This is a genomic window from Pseudomonas sp. Pseusp15 (genome assembly GCF_059492165.1).
This window is the reverse complement of record NZ_CP168523.1, coordinates 1,145,642-1,165,385: the sequence shown is the minus strand read 5'-3', so window position 1 is coordinate 1,165,385 and position 19,744 is coordinate 1,145,642. Positions and strand designations below refer to the sequence as shown.

Annotated in this window: 15 protein-coding genes; 10 read left to right on the top strand and 5 right to left on the bottom strand. The window is 60.6% G+C overall.

Annotation, left to right across the window (positions count from 1 at the left end; translation table 11 throughout):
* Positions 1-197 precede the first annotated feature (197 nt).
* The 5 genes from ACEN8R_RS05275 to codA all read left to right on the top strand — a co-directional run bounded on the left by ACEN8R_RS05275 (position 198) and on the right by codA (position 5,502).
* Positions 198-1,277 (top strand): hypothetical protein, encoded by a 1,080-nt coding sequence (locus tag ACEN8R_RS05275; RefSeq protein ID WP_018925371.1) that lies wholly within the window; start codon positions 198-200, stop codon positions 1,275-1,277.
* An 85-nt stretch (positions 1,278-1,362) separates the two neighbouring features.
* Positions 1,363-1,719 (top strand): 6-carboxytetrahydropterin synthase QueD, encoded by a 357-nt coding sequence (gene queD / locus ACEN8R_RS05270; protein WP_007933061.1) that lies wholly within the window; start codon positions 1,363-1,365, stop codon positions 1,717-1,719.
* A gap of 112 nt (positions 1,720-1,831) precedes the next feature.
* A complete protein-coding gene (locus ACEN8R_RS05265) occupies positions 1,832-2,662 on the top strand; it encodes an alpha/beta fold hydrolase (RefSeq protein WP_018925370.1) in 831 nt (276 codons plus the stop codon).
* Positions 2,663-2,972: 310 nt separating this feature from the next.
* Positions 2,973-4,244: a cytosine permease gene (gene codB / locus ACEN8R_RS05260; protein WP_495624610.1), complete on the top strand. Its 1,272-nt coding sequence runs from the start codon at positions 2,973-2,975 to the stop codon at positions 4,242-4,244.
* Between the two features lie 13 nt (positions 4,245-4,257).
* Positions 4,258-5,502: a cytosine deaminase gene (gene codA / locus ACEN8R_RS05255; protein ID WP_018925368.1), complete on the top strand. Its 1,245-nt coding sequence runs from the start codon at positions 4,258-4,260 to the stop codon at positions 5,500-5,502.
* Between the two features lie 57 nt (positions 5,503-5,559).
* On the opposite strand, the gene ACEN8R_RS05250 is transcribed toward codA, so the two are convergent.
* Complete coding sequence (locus ACEN8R_RS05250; protein WP_026286351.1) at positions 5,560-6,552, bottom strand: diaminopimelate epimerase; 993 nt, start codon at positions 6,550-6,552, stop codon at positions 5,560-5,562.
* A gap of 168 nt (positions 6,553-6,720) precedes the next feature.
* On the opposite strand from ACEN8R_RS05250, the gene ACEN8R_RS05245 reads away from it, so the two are divergent.
* The 4 genes from ACEN8R_RS05245 to ACEN8R_RS05230 all read left to right on the top strand — a co-directional run bounded on the left by ACEN8R_RS05245 (position 6,721) and on the right by ACEN8R_RS05230 (position 12,403).
* A complete protein-coding gene (locus ACEN8R_RS05245; RefSeq protein WP_018925366.1) occupies positions 6,721-7,872 on the top strand; it encodes an MFS transporter in 1,152 nt (383 codons plus the stop codon).
* Positions 7,873-7,997: 125 nt separating this feature from the next.
* Positions 7,998-9,524, top strand: a complete 1,527-nt coding sequence (locus tag ACEN8R_RS05240; RefSeq protein WP_018925365.1) for a trypsin-like serine peptidase — start codon at positions 7,998-8,000, stop codon at positions 9,522-9,524.
* Between the two features lie 150 nt (positions 9,525-9,674).
* Complete coding sequence (locus ACEN8R_RS05235; RefSeq protein ID WP_018925364.1) at positions 9,675-10,802, top strand: HlyD family secretion protein; 1,128 nt, start codon at positions 9,675-9,677, stop codon at positions 10,800-10,802.
* An 8-nt stretch (positions 10,803-10,810) separates the two neighbouring features.
* The gene (locus tag ACEN8R_RS05230) at positions 10,811-12,403 is read left to right on the top strand and encodes a DHA2 family efflux MFS transporter permease subunit (RefSeq protein ID WP_018925363.1); all 1,593 of its coding nucleotides are present in this window, start codon (positions 10,811-10,813) and stop codon (positions 12,401-12,403) included.
* Between the two features lie 9 nt (positions 12,404-12,412).
* Here the strand turns inward: ACEN8R_RS05230 and ACEN8R_RS05225 are convergent, their stop codons facing one another.
* The 3 genes from ACEN8R_RS05225 to ACEN8R_RS05215 all read right to left on the bottom strand — a co-directional run bounded on the left by ACEN8R_RS05225 (position 12,413) and on the right by ACEN8R_RS05215 (position 15,470).
* The gene (locus tag ACEN8R_RS05225; protein ID WP_018925362.1) at positions 12,413-12,853 is read right to left on the bottom strand and encodes a carboxymuconolactone decarboxylase family protein; all 441 of its coding nucleotides are present in this window, start codon (positions 12,851-12,853) and stop codon (positions 12,413-12,415) included.
* 165 nt (positions 12,854-13,018) lie between these two features.
* Positions 13,019-14,467 (bottom strand): mechanosensitive ion channel domain-containing protein, encoded by a 1,449-nt coding sequence (locus ACEN8R_RS05220; protein WP_495624609.1) that lies wholly within the window; start codon positions 14,465-14,467, stop codon positions 13,019-13,021.
* Positions 14,468-14,603: 136 nt separating this feature from the next.
* Positions 14,604-15,470 carry a pirin family protein gene (locus ACEN8R_RS05215; protein ID WP_018925360.1) on the bottom strand — a complete coding sequence of 289 codons (867 nt, stop codon included), beginning with the start codon at positions 15,468-15,470 and terminating at the stop codon, positions 14,604-14,606.
* A 243-nt stretch (positions 15,471-15,713) separates the two neighbouring features.
* Between ACEN8R_RS05215 and dkgB the strand changes: the two genes are divergently transcribed.
* On the top strand, positions 15,714-16,517 hold the full coding sequence (dkgB, locus tag ACEN8R_RS05210; protein ID WP_018925359.1) for a 2,5-didehydrogluconate reductase DkgB: 804 nt from the start codon (positions 15,714-15,716) through the stop codon (positions 16,515-16,517).
* A 3-nt stretch (positions 16,518-16,520) separates the two neighbouring features.
* On the opposite strand, the gene ACEN8R_RS05205 is transcribed toward dkgB, so the two are convergent.
* Entirely contained in the window at positions 16,521-19,727 is a 3,207-nt protein-coding gene (locus ACEN8R_RS05205) for a transporter substrate-binding domain-containing protein (RefSeq protein WP_050563944.1), read from the bottom strand.
* Positions 19,728-19,744 lie beyond the last annotated feature (17 nt).

The following is a 19,744-nucleotide window of genomic DNA, read 5'->3' as shown; positions in this document are numbered from 1 at the left end:
TGGGAATAGCTTACGCATAAGCCGGAGCTGCCGAAGGCTCGGGCCGCGATCGGACGATCTTTTGATTTGGATTTTTTGCGTGCATGACGCAGCCAAAGATTAAAGCATCGCAGCCTTCGGCAGCTCCTGCATTGATCGGGGACAATCGCAGCCCAAGAGGTGCTTATAATCCCTGCTTGCCAGACATCGAGACCGGTATGACCGCTATCCACATCAAGTTCCCTTCCCTGACCCTCAAGGCCGGCCCGCGTGCTCTGGCGCGCATCCGTGCCAACGGCTTGAACGCTGCCGATGTGGGCACGTTGCCGGGCGCCGCCGGTGGCCCGAAAGCGCTGGGGATTCAGGGTCTGGACCTGGCGCTGTTTGGCGAATGGCTGCCGGCGGCGCCCCGGGAGCGTTCGCTGATCGGCGCCTCGGTGGGTTCCTGGCGGTTCGCCAGCGCCTGCCTGCCGGATGCCGCCGAAGGCATCCGCCGCCTCGGTCATCTGTACACCGAGCAGAACTTCGCCAAAGGCGTGACCATGGCGCAGATCAGCCAGAGCTCCCGACGCATGCTCGATGACTTGCTCGACGGCCGCGATGCTTCGATTCTGGATAACGCCCACTACCGCCTGAACATCATGGTGGTCAAAAGCCACGGCCTGTTGGCGGACGATCATCGCGGCCGGTTGGGGCTGGGCCTGTCGTCAGTGATCGCCGACAACCTGCGCGGTCGTTCACGGCTGTCGCGGCATTTCGAGCGGCTGATCATCCACGACCCGCGCCTGGCACCACCGGTCAACGCGCTGAACGACTTCCCGTCGCGCTTCATCTCACTGAATGCCGGCAACCTGCGCCAGGCCCTGCTGGCCTCGGGTTCGATCCCGATGGTCATGCAAGGCGTACGCGACTTGCCGGGGGCCGGCGCGGGGACGTTCCGCGATGGTGGTCTGCTGGACTATCACCTCGACCTGCCCTACAGCGGCAACGACATCGTGCTGTATCCGCACTTCACCGACCGGGTGATCCCCGGCTGGTTCGACAAGACGCTGCCATGGCGCCGCGCCTGCCCTGAGCGCTTGCAGGATGTTCTGCTGCTGGCCCCGTCGAAGGAATACCTGGCACGCCTGCCCTACGGCAAGCTGCCGGACCGCAACGACTTCAAGCGCTTCATGGGCGATGCCCCGAGCCGACAGAAGTATTGGCGCGCAACGATGGATGAAAGCCGTCGCCTGGGCGATGAATTCCTTGAACTGACCGCCAACGGTCGCCTCGGCGAGCGCTTGCTGACCCTTTAGTCAGTGTTTTGCCCGGAGCTCTGGTAAACTCGCCACCTGCCCACATCGCCGCGGCGATCGCCACCTGAAAGAGCTGAACATCACTGTGGAAATCTTCAAAGAATTTACCTTCGAATCCGCCCATCGCCTGCCCCACGTACCGGACGGCCACAAGTGCGGCCGCCTTCATGGTCATTCGTTCAAAGTGGCGATTCACCTGAGCGGCGACCTCGATCCGCACACCGGCTGGATCCGCGATTTCTCTGAAATCAAAGAGATCTTCAAGCCGCTCTACGAGCGCCTCGATCACAATTACCTGAACGACATTCCCGGCCTGGAAAACCCGACCAGCGAAGTGCTGGCCAAGTGGATCTGGAATGAGTTGAAGCCGTTGTTGCCGGAACTCAGCGCGATCCGCATCCACGAGACCTGCACCAGCGGTTGCATCTATCGCGGTGAGTAAACGTAAATCCCATAAGGAGAATGCGTTTCGTCAGTGATATGAAAAACAGCCTTCAATGGCTGTTTTTTTATGCCTATGCTTTTGGCCTTGCACACGCCAAGAGGACGCACCCATGACTGACTGGCCGCTGGCTCAGACCTATCGTTTCAACGGGCACTCCGTTCGCTACGCCGTACGTGGCGACGGTCCGCCGCTGGTGTTCGTGCATGGCACGCCCTTCTCTTCTCATGTGTGGCACAGGATCGCGCCGCACTTCATCACCACGCACCGGGTGTATTACTTCGATTTGCTGGGTTACGGGCAGTCCGCACAGCCGGACGGCGATGTGTCGCTGGGCGTACAAAACCAACTGTTGGCGCAATTGCTGGAGCACTGGGGCCTGGAACGGCCAGACGTGGTAGCCCACGATTTCGGCGGCGCCACTGTGTTGCGCGCGCATCTGCTCAATGGCAAGGATTACCGCAGCCTGACGCTGATTGACCCGGTGGCGCTGTCGCCCTGGGGTTCGCCGTTCGTGCAGCATGTGCGTCAGCATGAAGCGGCGTTCAGCGGGCTGCCTGATTACATTCAACGGGCGATTGTGCCGACCTATATTCGTGGCGCGATCAAGCGCGAGATTTCCGATCAGGAGCTGGCGCCTTACGTGCAGCCCTGGCTGGGTGATTCGGGGCAAGCGGCGTTCTATCGGCAGATCGCGCAGATGGATGAGCGTTATACCCGCGAGATCGAAACGCTGTACCCGACGATTCGCTGCCCGGTGCAGATTCTCTGGGGGGAAGACGATCAGTGGATTCCCATTGAACGCGGGCGGGCGTTGCATCAGATGATTGCGGGGTCGCAGTTTCATCCCGTTGCGAATGCCGGGCATCTGGTGCAGGAGGATGCACCGGAGGCGATCATGGCGGCGATATTGCGGTTTTTACCGTTGGCACAGAACGCCTGAGCGACGGAGACCCTGTGGCGAGGGGGCTTGCCCCCGTTTGAGTGCGTAGCGCTCACAAGATCTTTGGTATATCAGAGATTTTGGGGCTGCTTCGCAACCCAACGGGGCGATGCGGCGTTCCGACAAGCCCCCTCGCCACAGGACTTTGTGACTACCTGATTGCTGCGTTCCAATTTGAACCACCGCCGCACTGCTTTCGTGCCCCTCTTCAGGCTAAATCCGCCGGCTCGGCTATAAAGAACAACACCCTCGCGCCATTGGCACGAGCACTGCAACACCCTCGCGTCCTCCATCCAGCAAGGAATGCCACATGACGCAGAACGATCCGGGCAACGATTACCCTTTAAGCGAAGTCCCGATGCATGCCCGCAAGGGGCTCGCCTCCACAGCCATGGTGCTGCTGGGTTTTACCTTCTTCACGGCGACCATGTTTGCCGGCGGCAAGCTGGGGGTGGCGTTCAGTTTCAGCGAGATGCTGGCGGTGATCATCGCCGGCAATCTGCTGTTGGGAATCTACGCAGCCGGACTTGGCTACATCGCCTTCAAAAGCGGCCTCAATTCGGTGTTGATGGGCCGTTTCTGCTTCGGCGAAGTGGGCAGCAAGCTCAACGACCTGATCCTCGGCTTCACCCAGATCGGCTGGTACGCCTGGGGCACCGCGACCGCAGCCGTCGTACTCGGCAAATATTTCGAACTGAATGAAAGCACCGTTCTGGGGCTGATGGTGCTGTTCGGCCTGGGCTTTTGCGCCACGGCGTACATCGGCTATCGAGGGCTGGAGATTCTGTCGTACATCGCCGTACCCGCCATGATGTTGTTGCTGATGCTGTCGATGTGGGTCGCGACGGTGAAGGTCGGCGGGCTCGAGGGTTTGCTCGCCGTGGTGCCGACGGCAACACTGGACTGGTCGACCGCGATTACCCTGGTGTTCGGCACCTTCGTCAGTGGCGCGACCCAGGCGACCAACTGGACACGTTTCTCCCGTTCGGCGCGAGTCGCGGTGCTGGCAAGCCTGATCGGCTTTTTCATCGGCAACGGCCTGATGGTGTTGATCGGTGCCTACGGCGCGATCGTCTATCAGCAACCGGACGTGGTCGAAGTGCTGTTGCTGCAAGGTTTCGCCATGGCCGCGATGGCGATGTTGCTGCTCAACATCTGGAGCACCCAGGACAACACGATCTACAACTTCGCCGTCGCCGGCTGCAATCTGTTGCGCACCGGCCGCCGTAAAACCGTGACCCTGGCCGGCGCGGTGATCGGCACGCTGCTGGCGCTGCTGGGCATGTACGACATGCTGGTGCCTTACCTGATTCTGCTGGGCACGGTGATTCCGCCGATTGGCGGGGTGATCATGGCGGACTTTTTCTTCCGTTACCGTGGGCAATATCCACGCCTGGCCGATGCCCGGTTGCCGGCGTTCAACTGGCCTGGCCTGAGCGCTTATGCGGTCGGCACTGTCGCAGCATTCAGCTCGCCGTGGATCGCGCCGCTGGTAGGGATTGCCACTGCCGCGCTAACGTATGTGTTATTGACCGGCGTACTGGGTGCCCGTACCGCCGAAGCACCACTACAAGATCTCTAAAAGGACTCGCCTGATGCACATCATCAACGCCCGCCTGCGCAACCAAGAAGGCCTGCATGAGTTGCACCTGGAAAACGGCCTGATTCACAGCATCGCCCGGCAAACCGAAGCCCCGTCACTGGGGCCGGATGACCTGGACGCCGGCGGTAATCTGGTGGTGCCGCCCTTCGTCGAACCGCACATTCACCTCGACGCCACCCTGACGGCCGGCGAGCCGCGCTGGAACATGAGCGGTACGCTGTTCGAAGGCATCGAGTGCTGGGGCGAGCGCAAGGCCACCATCACTCAGGAAGACACCAAGACCCGCGCCAAAAAAACCATCCAGACCCTCGCCGCCCACGGCATTCAGCACGTGCGCACCCACGTCGATGTCACCGACCCGGAACTGATCGCGCTCAAGGCGATGCTCGAAGTCCGCGAGGAAAGCCACCACCTTATCGACTTGCAAATCGTCGCGTTCCCCCAGGAAGGCATCGAGTCGTACCGCAACGGGCGCGAGCTGATGGAAGAAGCGATCCGCCTGGGCGCCGATGTGGTCGGCGGCATTCCGCATTTCGAATACACCCGGGACCAGGGCGTAAGCTCGGTGAAGTTCCTGATGGACCTGGCCGAACGTACGGGCTGTCTGGTGGACGTGCATTGCGACGAAACCGACGACCCGCACTCACGCTTCCTTGAAGTGCTGGCCGAAGAGGCCCGCAGCCGCGACATGGGTTCGCGCGTCACCGCCAGCCACACCACGGCGATGGGCTCCTACGACAACGCTTACTGCGCGAAACTGTTTCGCTTGCTCGGGCACTCGGGGATCAGTTTTGTTTCTTGCCCCACCGAAAGCATTCACCTGCAAGGCCGCTTCGACAACTTCCCGAAACGCCGTGGCGTGACTCGCGTGAATGAGTTGCTCGAAGCGGGGATGAACGTGTGTTTCGGTCAGGACTCGATCGTCGACCCGTGGTATCCGCTGGGCAATGGCAACATCCTGCGGGTGCTCGAGGCCGGTTTGCACATCTGCCACATGCTCGGTTATCGCAATTTGCAGAGTGCGCTGGACCTGGTCACGGACAACAGTGCCAAGGCGATGAACCTGGGCGATCGCTATGGTCTGGAACGGGGCCGGCCGGCGAATCTGCTGATTCTGTCGGCGGACAGCGATTACGAGGTGATCCGCAGCCAGGGTCTGCCGCTGTATTCGATTCGCGGGGGCAAGGTGTTGATGAAGCGACAGATGCCGGTGGTTGAGTGGGCGGATCGGCTCTGAATCTTCGCTGACCGTTCGGGCGTCATCGCGAGCAGGCTCGCGATGACGGTCTCAAAATCACCCCATCAACCGCGCCGTCCCAAACAACCTGACCCGACTCAATTCGCCCTCCCGTTCTTCCAGCAGAATCGGCGCCGTGCCGCCGGGCATGACCACTTGCACTTCCCCCGCCGCCACCCAACCCACTCGCCACGCCGCGCACGCCACCGCACTGGCGCTGGTACCCGACGACGCGGTCGGCCCTTCGCCACGCTCGAACACCCGCGCAACGATTCGCCCTTCGGATTCAAGCATCGCCCATTGCAGGTTCACCCCGGCCGCACACGGCTGCCCTGCCCCGGTCGGCGTGGCGTAAGCGATGCGGGTCAACCCTCCAGACAACTCCGACTCGCGCATTTGCGCGTTGCTCGGCAACGCATCGGCGTCTGTCACTAACGTCACACAATGGGGGTTACCGATGCGCACGAACTGGCTGCGGTTCCAGGCTGGGTCGAGCGTCGACAATGGCCGCACGTGACTGACATCACGCCCGTCCAACACGACGGCTTCGACCCCTTGCGCACCCACCGCTTCAGGCCCGAACGAAGGCTGCCCCAAGTCCAGCCAGAACCCTTGCACGCCATCGATTTCGGCGGGTTTCACCGAAGTCGCCACTGGCGAGAGCGCATCGCGCTTGTCGTGATGAACCCTGAGCAGGCAAGCCTCCTCCCTCGGCATCAGCCCTTGTTCACTCAGGGCCTGGGAAAAAATCGTCAGGCCATTGCCACTGCGCTCGGCCAGGCTGCCGTCGGTGTTGACGATCAGCAGGTCAAACGGCGGCGAAGATTGAAACGGCCCCACCAGCAAGCCATCGCAACGATGCGCCTTGCTGCCGGGCGGTTGTGTCCCGGGAGCCCAGCCGCAGAATGCCTCGATGGCCGACAACGCCCAGGCCTCACGGGTTTGCGCCGCCTGGCTGGCCTGTTCAGGCAGCTCGATACCGCTATCGCGCAGGGCGTCAGGCGCCACCACCGCGTAGATATTGCCTCGAGCATCGTACATCCGCGTCATGGCGCCCCCCCTATGAACAATTGATGCGTCGACAATATCGCGAAACAACGGCTGGCTGTGCAAGGATGTCACTCTGCGTGACTGCTGCCCCCGCCTGAACGTGGTGATCGAACCCTTTGCGGTTGTTCACTGTCCTTTGGGACGCGACGTTTTTTGCCAAGGATCGATATGACCAACCTCAACACCCAAGCCACCTTCGTCCCCGGACGTCTGGAACAGATGTCCACGCGCATCGCCTTCTTCATCGCCGGTTTCGGCATCGCGGCCTGGGCGCCGCTGGTGCCTTACGCCAAGGCGCGGGCCGGGCTGGATGAAGGCACCCTCGGGCTGTTGCTGTTGTGTCTGGGGGTGGGTTCGATTCTGGCGATGCCCATGGCCGGGATTCTGGCGACGCGTTTCGGCTGCCGTCGGGTGTTGAGCGGCGGCACCTTGTTGATCTGCGCGGCGCTGCCACTGTTGGCGACGGTATCCTCGATTCCGGCGTTGATCGCGGCATTGTTCATGTTCGGCGCCGGCCTGGGCACGGTGGATTCGACGGTGAACCTGCAAGCGGTGATCGTCGAGCGGGCCAGCGGCAAGACCATGATGTCGGGTTTTCATGGGCTGTTCAGCCTCGGCGGGATCGTCGGCGCGGCGGGTGTCAGCGGCCTGCTCGGTCTGGGTTTTTCGCCGCTGGGGGCGATGTGCGTGGTGATCGTGGTGCTGGTGCTGGCATTGCTTAAAGCCGCGCCGCACCTGTTGCCTTACGGCAGTGAAAGCTCCGGCCCGGCATTTGCCGTGCCCCATGGCATCGTGCTGTTTATCGGCGGGATGTGCTTCATCGTATTCCTGGCTGAAGGTGCGGCACTCGACTGGAGCGCGGTGTTCCTGGCGCAGGAACGCGGGATCGACACCGCGTATGCCGGGCTAGGTTATGCGGCATTTGCGCTGACCATGACCGCCGGGCGATTGACCGGTGACGCGATTGTCCGGCACCTGGGCGCCACGCGGGTGATTCTGTTCGGCGGACTGATGGCTGCGGCAGGATTGTTTCTGGCGACCTTCGCACCGGGATGGCAAGCCGCGCTGCTCGGTTATGCGCTGCTCGGTGCCGGTTGTTCGAACATCGTGCCAGTGCTGTACACCGCCGTGGGCAAGCAGACGGTGATGCCGCAAAGCATCGCGGTGCCGGCCATCACGACCCTGGGTTATGCCGGGATTCTGGCGGGACCGGCGGTGATCGGTTTTGTGGCTCATGGCAGCAGCCTGAGCTTCGCGTTCGGTCTAATGGGGGGCCTGCTGGTGGCGGTGGCGATTGGAGGGAAAGTGCTGAAGGTCTAATGCTCAGCAGCACGAAAAACGACAGGAGGTCGTATTTTTCGCCGCTTTACTATCAGTTCTGACAGTAGACACGTTTTGGCTGCGCATCGACCATGAGTTGAATATCCCAGGCGGGTGAGCTCCTCATGAACACGTTCAACCTCAAGGTTCTGCTGGTTTTGTTGCTGCTGATGGGCGCGAACGGTTGCAGCAAATCGCCGCTTGCCCAACATGACTGGGGCGAAGGTATTGAAAATTTCGCACCGGCACGTCTCTTGTCCAATGCCGACGGGCGATACAACCATTGGCAGTCCATCGCCAGGGTCAAGGTTGATGAAGGCCGGATCTGCAGCGGCAGCCTGATCGATACCCGTGGAGCAAACGATGATCGCAGCGGCCCAGCGTATGTGCTCACCTCAGGTCATTGTGCAAAAGGTAATGTCGGTCGATTTATCGTGAACGAGCCTGCGTCCGGACAGGCTACCTTCAATTTTTTCCGGGACACGACGCCACAACAAAAAAACTATCCCATCACCAGAATCGCCTGGAGCACCCTGCGTGGCCAGGACATTGCGCTGCTGGTACTCGATCGCACCCTCGGCCAAGTGATGAACGATGGCATCCAGCCCTTGAAAGTTGCGAGCCATGCCCTGACCGAAGGCACCGATACGCTGGTGGTTGGCGCCGCTGTCGATGATTTTATCCAGCGTTCGGCATGTCCGCAGGAACACCGCGCAGGAATTCTCGAAGCCGGGTGGGTTTGGGTGGATCAAATCAGCAATCGATGCCTGGGGGTCATCAATGGAATCTCTGGCTCTCCACTCCTGAATCGCTACACCAACGAAATCGTCGCGGTGATTGGCACCACCACGCGCGACAGCGGGCGATCGCGATGCAGTATCAGCGCACCTTGCGAAGTCATCGAAGGCATGCCCAATAAAGCGCAAGACACCAATTACTCGACGCCCGCCAATGGCCTGGATACCTGTTTTAGAGGGGGGCGCTTCGTTGGGGACCGCGAGCCCTGTGTACTGGGGCCCGTGTCGGAATTCGGCTCGAAGTATGGCGATCACTTCCTCAAACAGCCCCGAGATGAACAAGGGAACTACCTGCCGTTGTTGTGGGAGCATCGTTTTTCGAGCAACCAACCCTTCTTTCGCTTCAAGTACACGCGCACTGCCGAAAATTGTGCGGATATCAGGGATTACAGTGAGGTGCGTACCACTGACTCAGGCGGCGAGAGCGAGTTACGCTATGAACTGCGCCAAGGACCAGGGCTGTATTTCTTGTGCGTGATGGGGCAAAACCATCAGGCGGGACCACCCGGAAAATGGGATGCGCGAAACGCCAGGATTTTTTGGCGGTGGGTATTGGCAGAACCCGCTCAAATGGCGCCAGTATTCAACATCACGAATAGAGGAGAGGGCGTCTATTCTGTAGCGCCTTCTCAGGTCACGCCCGATCTGGATGTAGCAGGGCATCAATACAAGATCGGTACATCGGCCACGATTGATTGCCAACAAGCTGAGGGATACAAGCAGGTCAGGCCACCACTGCTGGATTTTGAAGTGGACACGAGCGACGGCGAGAAAAAAATCTGCCTCAAGACCGTGGACATGGCAGGCAATCCTTCGCCTGTCATCGACTTCCGACTGCCAGACGCCGCCCCGTAAGCCTGGGTTAGCGCTTTCTTCATATGACCGGCATCCTCCCGGCGCGCAGCTTGGATAAGCGACGAGCGGCTACAAAAAACCATTGTCACAATATATTACCTGCATCATATTACGCACGTAATAGCGCATCGTTTCTCACAGGTAATTGTCATGACCAGCATGCCCAGCCTTGAACCCGACCTTGCCGTCGCAGCGACCCCACCCAAGCCTCCCCTGCTGAAACGGCTGGTGCTGCTGACGGCAGCCATCGCTGCCCTGGTGTTTATCGGGCTGTACGCGAACCATTGGTGGACTGCCGGACGCTTCATTGAAGAAACCGACGATGCCTACATTGGTGGCGACGTCACGGTGATCGGCCCGAAGGTTGCCGGCTATATCGAAGAAGTGCTGGTGACCGACAACCAGAGGGTCAAGGCCGGCGATGTGCTGATCCGGCTCGACGCCCGTGACTATCGCGCCAACCTGGCCAAGGCCGAAGGCGCGGTGGCCGCTGAAGAAGCGTTGCTCGCCAACCTCGACGCCACTGAACAACTGCAACACGCGGTGATCGGCCAGGCCCGCGCCGGTATCGATGCCGCGGGCGCCGAAACCGCGCGCTCGCGGGACGACAATGCCCGCTACAAGCGCCTGGTGGGCAGCAATGCCGTCTCGGTGGAAAGCGCGCAACGGGCCGACGCTACCTTCAAGACGGCCCAGGCGCAGAGTGCCCGGGCCCAGGCCGAACTGCTGGCCGCGCAACGCCAGTTGAACGTGATCGAAACCCAGAAACAACAAGCCCGTGCCGCATTGGTACAGGCGCGGGCCGAGCGTGATCTGGCGCAGTTGAACGTCGGCTACACCGAGTTGAAAGCCCCCGTCGATGGTGTGATCGGCAATCGTCGGGCGCGGGTCGGCGCTTACGCCCAGGCCGGTTCGCAACTGTTGTCGTTGGTGCCGGCCAGCGGATTGTGGGTCGACGCCAATTTCAAGGAGGATCAGCTAGCGCGGATGACGCCGGGCCAACGTGTGATCGTTCATGCCGACGTGCTCAAGGGACGTGAGTTCCACGGGCATCTGGACAGCCTCGCGCCGGCCAGCGGTTCGCAGTTCAGCGTGCTGCCACCGGAAAACGCCACCGGTAACTTCACCAAAATCGTCCAGCGGGTGCCGGTGCGGATCCTGCTCGACCCGGCGGATGGCGTACTCGGTCATCTGCGTCCAGGCCTGTCGGTGACGGCCGAAGTGGACACCCGCGCCGAGCCTGAAGCGCAAACCCCAACCGTGGCCAGCGCGCCATGAGCCGCGCCATGAGCCGCGCCCTCGCCGCCCCCGCGCAACCGTTCAACGCCGCCAACATGGCGACGGCGACCAAGGTGTTCGCCTTCGCCACGATGTGCATCGGCATGTTCATTGCGCTGCTGGATATCCAGATCGTCTCGGCGTCGCTACGTGACATCGGCGGCGGGCTCTCGGCGGGCACCGACGAAACCGCCTGGGTGCAGACCAGTTACCTGATCGCCGAAATCATCGTGATTCCGCTGTCGGGCTGGTTGTCCCGGGTGTTCTCGACCCGTTGGCTGTTCTGCGCCTCGGCGATTGGCTTCACCCTGGCCAGCCTGCTCTGCGGTGTGGCCTGGAACATCCAGAGCATGATCGCCTTCCGCGCCCTGCAAGGGTTTCTCGGTGGCTCGATGATTCCGCTGGTGTTCACCACCGCCTTCTTTTTCTTCACCGGCAAGCAACGGGTGATCGCCGCCGCAACCATCGGCGCAGTGGCCTCGCTGGCGCCGACGCTGGGGCCGGTCATCGGTGGCTGGATCACTGACATTTCGTCCTGGCACTGGCTGTTCTACATCAACCTGGTGCCGGGGATTTTCGTCGCGGTGGCAGTGCCGATGCTGGTGAAAATCGACCAGCCGGAATTGTCGCTGCTCAAAGGCGCCGACTACCTGAGCATGCTGTTCATGGCGGTGTTTCTCGGTTGCCTGGAATACACCCTCGAAGAAGGCCCGCGCTGGAACTGGTTCAGCGACAGCACGATTCTGACCACTGCGTGGATCAGCGGCCTGGCCGGATTGGCCTTCATCGGTCGAACCTTGTACGTGGCCAACCCGATCGTCGATCTGCGCGCCTTGAAGGACCGCAACTTCGCCCTCGGTTGTTTCTTTTCGTTCGTCACCGGGATCGGCCTGTTCGCGACGATTTACCTGACGCCGCTGTTTCTCGGCCGGGTACGCGGCTACAGCGCGCTGGACATTGGCCTGGCGGTTTTTTCCACCGGGGTGTTCCAGATTATGGCGATTCCGCTGTACGCCTTTCTGGCCAATCGCATCGACCTGCGCTGGATCATGATGACCGGCCTTGGGCTGTTCGCCCTGTCGATGTGGGATTTCAGCCCGATCACCCACGACTGGGGCGCCAGGGAATTGATACTGCCGCAAGCCTTGCGCGGGATCGCGCAACAACTGGCGGTGCCGCCGGCGGTGACCCTGACCCTTGGCGGGTTGGCACCGTCGCGGCTCAAACATGCTTCGGGGTTATTTAACCTGATGCGTAACCTTGGCGGCGCGATGGGGATCGCCGCGTGCGCGACCATCCTCAATGACCGCACCAACCTGCACTTCACCCGGTTGGCGGAGAACCTCAACAGCACCAACGAAGCACTCAATCAGTGGCTGTCCCAGGTCGGCCATAACTTCGCCGCCCTCGGCCAGAGCGGTGACATCGGCGTCACCGCCAGCCTGCATCAACTGTGGCTGCTGACCTACCGCGAAGCGCAGACGCAAACCTACGGCGACGCGTTCCTGATGATCATGGTCTGCTTCATTCTCGCCACGGCGATGGTGCCCCTGATGCGCAAGGTACAACCACCAGCCGCGCCGAGTGCCGATGCTCATTGAGCCTGATTGTTACTCCTGAGGCATCTTGCGGAAACCCACGGCCAGGCGGTTCCAGCTGTTGATGGTGGAAATCGCCACCGTCAGGTCGACCATTTCCTTGGGGCTGAACTCGGCGCTGAGCAGCGCATAGTCTTCGTCCGGCGCGTGGGTCAGGCTCACTTGGGTCATGGACTCGGTCCAGGCCAGTGCGGCGCGCTCGCGATTGGTGAAAAACGGTGCCTCGCGCCAGGCGGTCACGGCGAACAGCCGGCGTGGCGTTTCCCCGTCCTTCATGGCATCGGCAGTGTGCATGTCGATGCAGAAGGCGCAGCCGTTGATCTGCGAGGCGCGCAGCTTGACCAGTTCTATCAGCGACTTTTCCAGGGGCAGTTTCGAGACAGCGGTTTCCAGGGCCATCATGGCTTTGAAGGCGTCTGGGGAGGCAGTGTAGAAATCGATACGGGTTTGCATGGCGAGCTCCAATCACAATGGGTGTTGGCGCTACGTTAATGCGGACCTGAGGTTGAACAAATAGCCAATTATTGGGAAGTTGAGGATGCCAATAGACCAGAAGAATTTAAGTGACAGTGCCGACGCCGACGCCTGCTCGCGAAGGCGCCGGAACAGGCAACCAACCTATTGGTGACTACGATTGCGCAACCACTGCAAAAACCCTTTTTTCTCCACCACCTTGGGTGTTTCCTGACTCAGCGCCTGAGCCTTGTTCAAGCGGAAATCCAGCAACGTCTTCATCGCTTCACCGATGTCATGCCGCGCATCCAGGCACGGTTGGAGGTATTCCCTTTCGATCCGGTACAAGTTGCAGGTCGTCTTGGCTTTAAAGTCCGCCGGCATCGCCATATCGGACAAAATCCCTCCCTCGCCGATCACCTCTCCCGGCCCCATGCGCCCGCTTTCGATCTTGACCCCGCCGCGGCTCAGCTCCACCGACACGACGCCGGATTCAATGATGAACAGATGATCGCTGACCTCCCCCGCCGGCAGAATCATTTCTCCGGCGCGGAAGGTTTGCAGCTTCATGTTCTGGCTGAAGGTTTCTTTCTCTTCCTGACGCAGGGTCGAGAAGATGTTCGAGCTGTCCAGCAACGCCCGCTGCCGTGACAAGGCCGCAGGAGCGTTGGGCTCGACGTTCGACAACAGGATGACGCCGGACGCCTGCAAGTGCCGGAACGCCAGGTCGAACAGCAGATTGCGCACCATGCGTTTCTGATCCATGGAGACCACGAAGCCGCTGATTTCATATTCCACGCCGGTGCTGCCGGAGCTTTTCAACGCCACGCACGGTGCCGGTTTGTCCAACAGAAAGCGGCACCCCTGCATGGCCCGCTCCAGGGCATCGATCACCGTTTGCGGACGCGCGTGGGGGCTCACTTGCAAACTGATCGAGACGCCGAAAATATCACTGGGCCGGCTGAAATTGATGATCTTGGCCTTGGCCGCCAGGGAGTTGGGGATCACCGCCATGCTGCCTTGGGAGGTTTGCAGGCGTGTGGCGCGCCAATCGATGTCGGTGACCCGACCTTCGGTGCCATCGATGGAGATCCAGTCACCCAGTTGATAGGGTTTGGTGGTGTTCAGGACGATCCCGGAAAACACGTCGCTGAGGGTACTTTGCAAGGCCAGGCCGACGACGATCGCCAACGCGCCGGATGTCGCCAGCACGCCCTTGACCGGCAATTCGAGCACGTACGCCAGAGCAGCAATGACCGCGATCAGGAAAATCACCGCGCCGAGCAGGTCCTGCAACAAGCGCCCGGTGTGCCCGACCCGTTGCATCATCACCGCGCCGAGCAATACTGTCAGGGTGCGCGCTGCGTATAGCCACCAGCCAATCTGCAAACCGGTTGCCGCCAGGTGCAACGGCACATTGTCGGCCCAGGGCGCCGGCGCCATGGGGTTCAAGCCTTCGTTGAATAGCAGCACGCTGAACAACGCGAAAATCACCACCCGCGCGGCCAGTTTCCAGCTGCTGCTACTGGCCGTGATCAAACGCCACAACATCAGATCTATCAGGATCAGGATCAGCGCGCTAAGCAACGGGTGATTGGTGAGCAGTGACAGCATCAAGCAACTCCAACAATGGCCAATGGCGTGAAGATCTCACAGATTGTAGGAGCTGGCGAAGCCTGCGATCTGCAAAACACCACAAAACCAATGTGGGAGATACCAGGTTGCAGAGCAACCCACTACTGCGTCGTATTCAACCGCTCATCCGGCCGAACCGGCCCGACTGGAAGTCGCTGAAGGCCTGATGAATTTCCTGCTCGGTGTTCATTACAAACGGGCCGTGGCCGACGATGGGCTCGTCGATCGGCTCGCCGCTGAGCAGCAGCACGACTGCATCGTTGTCGGCTTCGAGGCTGAGCTGATCACCGTTGCGTTCGAACAACGCCAACTGCCCGTCACGCACCAGTTCCTGACCATTGACCTGAACCGTACCGCGCAGCACCACCAGTGCGGTGTTGCGTCCTTCATGCAGATCCAGGGTCAGCAACTTGCCGGCGTTCAAGCGCACATCCCACACGTCGATCGGCGTGAAGGTCCGCGCCGGGCCTTTGTGGCCGTCGAACTCACCGGCGATCAAGCGCAGGCTGCCAGCATTGTTTTTCAGCGGGATACGCGCAATGTCGCCGTCGAGAATCGTCTGGTAACCGGGCTCGGCCATCTTGTCCCTGGCCGGCAAGTTGACCCACAGCTGCACCATTTCCAGGGTGCCGCCGGTTTTGGCGAAACCTTCGGAGTGAAACTCCTCATGAATGATCCCCGAGGCTGCGGTCATCCATTGCACATCGCCGGGGCCGATCTTGCCGCCGCTGCCGGTGGAGTCACGGTGTTCCAGCTCGCCCTTGTAGACGATCGTCACGGTTTCGAACCCGCGGTGCGGATGCTGACCCACGCCACGACGCTCGGTGGTCGGAGTGAATTCGGCGGGACCTGCGTGATCCAGCAGCAGGAACGGGCTGATGTGTTTGCCCAGGTTGTCGTAGGAAAACAGCGTGCGAACCGGAAAACCGTCGCCGACCCAATGAGGTCGTGGACTGGTGTAGATACCGATGATGTTTTTCATCTTGGCCTCTGAATCTGTTGTGTGACGCGATGGATAAAGCTTAAAACCATGACCTTTGGCGCACTAGACTGCAAAAATCAGCCTCATCGTTCTATCTGGAGAACGATGGAGGAAGATTTTTTGATCTTCCAACAACCCATTCATGACTTGCGGTAAACAGTGCTTTGCCAAACCAGCGGTTTTTCTCAAGGGTGCAGCCGGGGATACTCCCGCCCATTCCCACTGCAACCCCTGGAGTCTTTGATGTCTATTCCCGCATTCGGTCTTGGTACGTTTCGCCTGCAAGGCCAAGTGGTCATCGATTCGGTAAGCACCGGTCTTGAGCTGGGCTACCGGGTCATCGACACCGCGCAAATCTACGAAAACGAAGCCGAAGTCGGCCAGGCCATCGCCGCCAGCGGCATTGCCCGTGAAGAGTTGTTCATCACCAGCAAAATCTGGGTCGCCAACTTTGCCAAAGACCGGTTGATCGACAGCCTCAAAGAAAGCCTGGATAAGCTGCAAACCGACTATCTGGACCTGACCCTGATCCACTGGCCGTCACCGGAAGATCAGGTGCCGGTCGAAGAGTTCATGGGGGCGCTGCTCGAGGCCAAACGACTGGGCCTGACCCGTCGGATCGGCGTGTCCAACTTCACGGTCGACCTGATGAAGCAAGCCATTGCTGCGGTCGGCGCCGAGAACATCGCCACCAACCAGATCGAACTGCACCCGTACCTGCAAAACCGCAAGGTCGTCGAATTTGCACAAAGCCAGGGCATCCAGATCACCTCTTACATGACCCTGGCCTATGGCGAAGTGCTGAAAGATCCGCTCATCCAACGGATCGCCGATCGCCTGCAGGCGACACCGGCCCAAGTCACCCTGGCCTGGGCCATGCAACTGGGGTACGCGGTGATCCCCTCTTCCACCAAACGCACCAACCTGCAAAGCAATCTGCACGCCTGCACCCTGACCCTGAGCGACGCCGACATGGCGCTGATCGCGGGCCTGGATCGCGGCCAGCGGCTGACCAGCCCCAACGGCATTGCGCCGCGGTGGGATTGAGTTTCAGCCCTGACTTAAATCTTGGCTCAAGCATTCATCCAGCGATGACATCGCGCGCTGCAATTGATCGACGGCTTCGTCGAGCAGCGCCGAATCCCCCACATCGATGACCCGCTCCAGTTGTTCGCAATGCTCGATCAAACGCACCGCCCGGACCATGCGCGCACCGCCCTTGATGCGGTGCGCCAGGTCGCGCAGCACACGGTGATTGCCATTGGCGTGCGCCTGGAGCAGATCATCCCGATCCACCCGGTTGGTCACCGTCAGTTCGCGCACCAGACGATCAATCAACGTGCGGTCCGCACCGACGTATTGCTCCAGGCCACTGAGGTCAATCTCCGGCGTCAAGGGCTCTGCGACAGGTTCTGGCGTCTGGTTCAAAAACCTGGAGGCCAACCAAGTGTTCAGATCCGCCAGCAGGATCGGTTTGAACAGGCAGTCGTCCATGCCCGCCTCCAGGCATCGGGCCTTCTCCTCGGGCTGCGCATTGGCGGTACAGCCCAGAATCAATGTAGGTGGCAATCCCTTGGCACACTCTTCATCGCGGATTGCACCCGCCAGTTCATAACCGCTGAGCCTGGGCATATTGCAGTCGGTAACCACCAGATCGAACTCATGTTTGCGCCACAGCTTAAGCGCCCGTGCGCCCTCTTCGGCCTCCAGAACATGATGCCCAAGGTGGCTCAGTTGCCGTGAAAGCAACAGTCGATTAGGCGGGTGATCGTCAACCACCAGAATCGTCAGTGGCCGCGTTGGCGCCTGCAATCCGCTCTCCACGGCCTCAATGGAAGGCAACGACGGCAATGCGATCAGCTCAAGATTGATGTCGACCTGCGTGCCTTGTCCAAGGACGCTGTCGAGTTGCAACCGCCCGCCCATCATTTCGCACAGCGTGCGGCTGATCACTAACCCCAGGCCAGAGCCGCTTCGGGCTGACTGTCGGCCGTTATCGGCCTGGATGAACGGGCTGAACAACCGTTGTCGGTCGACGGTGCTGATGCCTATGCCGGTGTCTTCAATCTGCACGCTGACCGCCAGATGTCCTGACATGACGGCCGCCACTCGCAGCGTCAGGCTCACTTCACCCTCATGGGTGAACTTGATGGCGTTGCTCAGCAGATTGGACAGCACCTGTTTGAAGCGTGTGGGATCGATCAACACATCACAGTCACTGTGTTCGTCCAGATCGATTCGCCACGCCAGCTCTTTCTGCCGTGCAAGGCCTTCGAAAACCCGACACACCGATTCCACCAGCCCCCGCAGATTGGCGCGCTCAGGGGTCAGGGATAAATGCCCTGACTCGATACGCGCGATATCCAGAATGTCGCCGATCAGCGCCAGCAATTGTTGTGCGGCACTGGACGCCACCTCAATGGCGCTACGGTCGGTGACGCCCTCGTCCGCACGCTTCAAGGCCAGTTCGAGCATGCCGATCAGGGCGTACAACGGTGTGCGTAGCTCGTGACTCATGGTCGCCAGAAAAGTGGTTTTGGCGCCATTGGCATCCTCCGCCTCAGCCTTGGCGTCCTGCAATTGCCGCAACCATTGCTGGCGCTGGCGGATCTGCCGACGCTGCCAGGCGATCCAGCCCAAGGCGAGCAACAGCAAGGCTCCCGCCACGGCAAACGCTTGAACAATGCCTTGGCGATGACGCAACCAATAGCTGTCATCCACCACCACGTCATTGCTCCAGCGGGCCACCAGATCGTCCATCTCCTGGGGCGAGATGCTCAGCAATGCCTTGTTCAGAATCGAGTGCAGCTCCAGCGCATCACTTCCGGTCGCCAGAGCGATGCGTGCCGGTTCATCGCCCACGGTACTGCTGATGCGCAGACGCCCGCTGTAATACCGGGCAATCAGGTAGCGGGTCATGAACAACGAACTGAGCGCGGCATCGGCTTCCCCCTTCATGACCATTTCCAGGCCTTGGGCCGGGCTTTGCACATCCAGCATCCGCACCTGCGGTGCCCTGGCAAGAATGAATGCGCGCATGGGATGACTGTGATAAATCGCCAGGCGTTTGCCGGCCAGATCGTCCAGCGTTCTCGGGCTGCCGGGGTTGACTGCACTGACCAGCGTGTATGGATTGGTGACGTAAGGGCTGGTAAAACGCAGCCCGGCCACACCTTCAGTCGTGGGGATGAGCGCCGGCAATATGTCGATCTCGCCAGCCTTGAGTCGCTGGATCTGCTCGTCCAGGGATTGGCCCCGCTGCACGTCAAAGTTCAAACCGCTACGCTGGCTGATCAGCGTCAACAATTGCGCGGTCAACCCGCTGAATCGCCTTTCGGCGTCATAGAAAGTCAAAGGCGCAAAGTCCCCGACCACTCCGACGCTCACCGTCGGATGCTGATCCCGCCAGTGCTGTTCACTGGTGCTCAGACTCACCCGCTGCAGACCCAGTCGATTGGCGCGGCCGGCACTCCATCGTTGCTCGATGGCAGAGCGTTGCTCCATCGGGATCGCCGCCAGTGCCTGGTCGACGATGTTTTTCAGGCGCGTATTGTCCCGCGCCAATGCGAAACCGAACGGGTTGGCGTCAAGGCCGGATGGCCCCATCAACTGAACGTTATTGTGGTAGTTGTTGTTGATCAGGTAATTGGCACTGATAAGGTCCCCGAGATACACATCAGCCTGCCTGTATGCCACGGCTCCGAGTGCATCGAGCGCCGATGGGTAACGTTGCAGATCAGCCTTGGGATAGAAGGCTTTGACGGTCTGCTCCGGCAGATAGTCGGCGACCATGGCAATGCGTTTACCCGCCAGATCCTCGGGCATGCGCTCGTCCAGTCTGGTGACCAGCATCGGCTGATCTTCGGCATAGGCGCTGGTTCGATTCAGTTCGGGATCGGCGGCCTCGAAGCTGTTGGAGGTTCCCAGCAGATCCAGGTCTTTGCGTTTGAGTGCCTCCATCGCCGACTCGCGTGTGCCGTAGCGCAGCACCTCGACGTTGACGTGCAGCAGTTGCGCAAGCAGCTCGACGTAATCGGCGGTAATGCCCTCCAGTTCATCGTGATTGCGCGTCAATTCGAAGGGCGGGTAGTCCGGCCCCGTTACTCCGACGCGCAACACCCGTTTGCTGACCAGCCAATTGCGGTCATCCATGCCCAGCTGGACGGCATAGCCATCCACCGTGGAGCGCCCCAGCAGGCGCAATGACTTAGGCTCGTCGGCTACCGCGACCAGGGCCTGCGATACAAGACATAGCATCAAGCCCCACTGGAAGA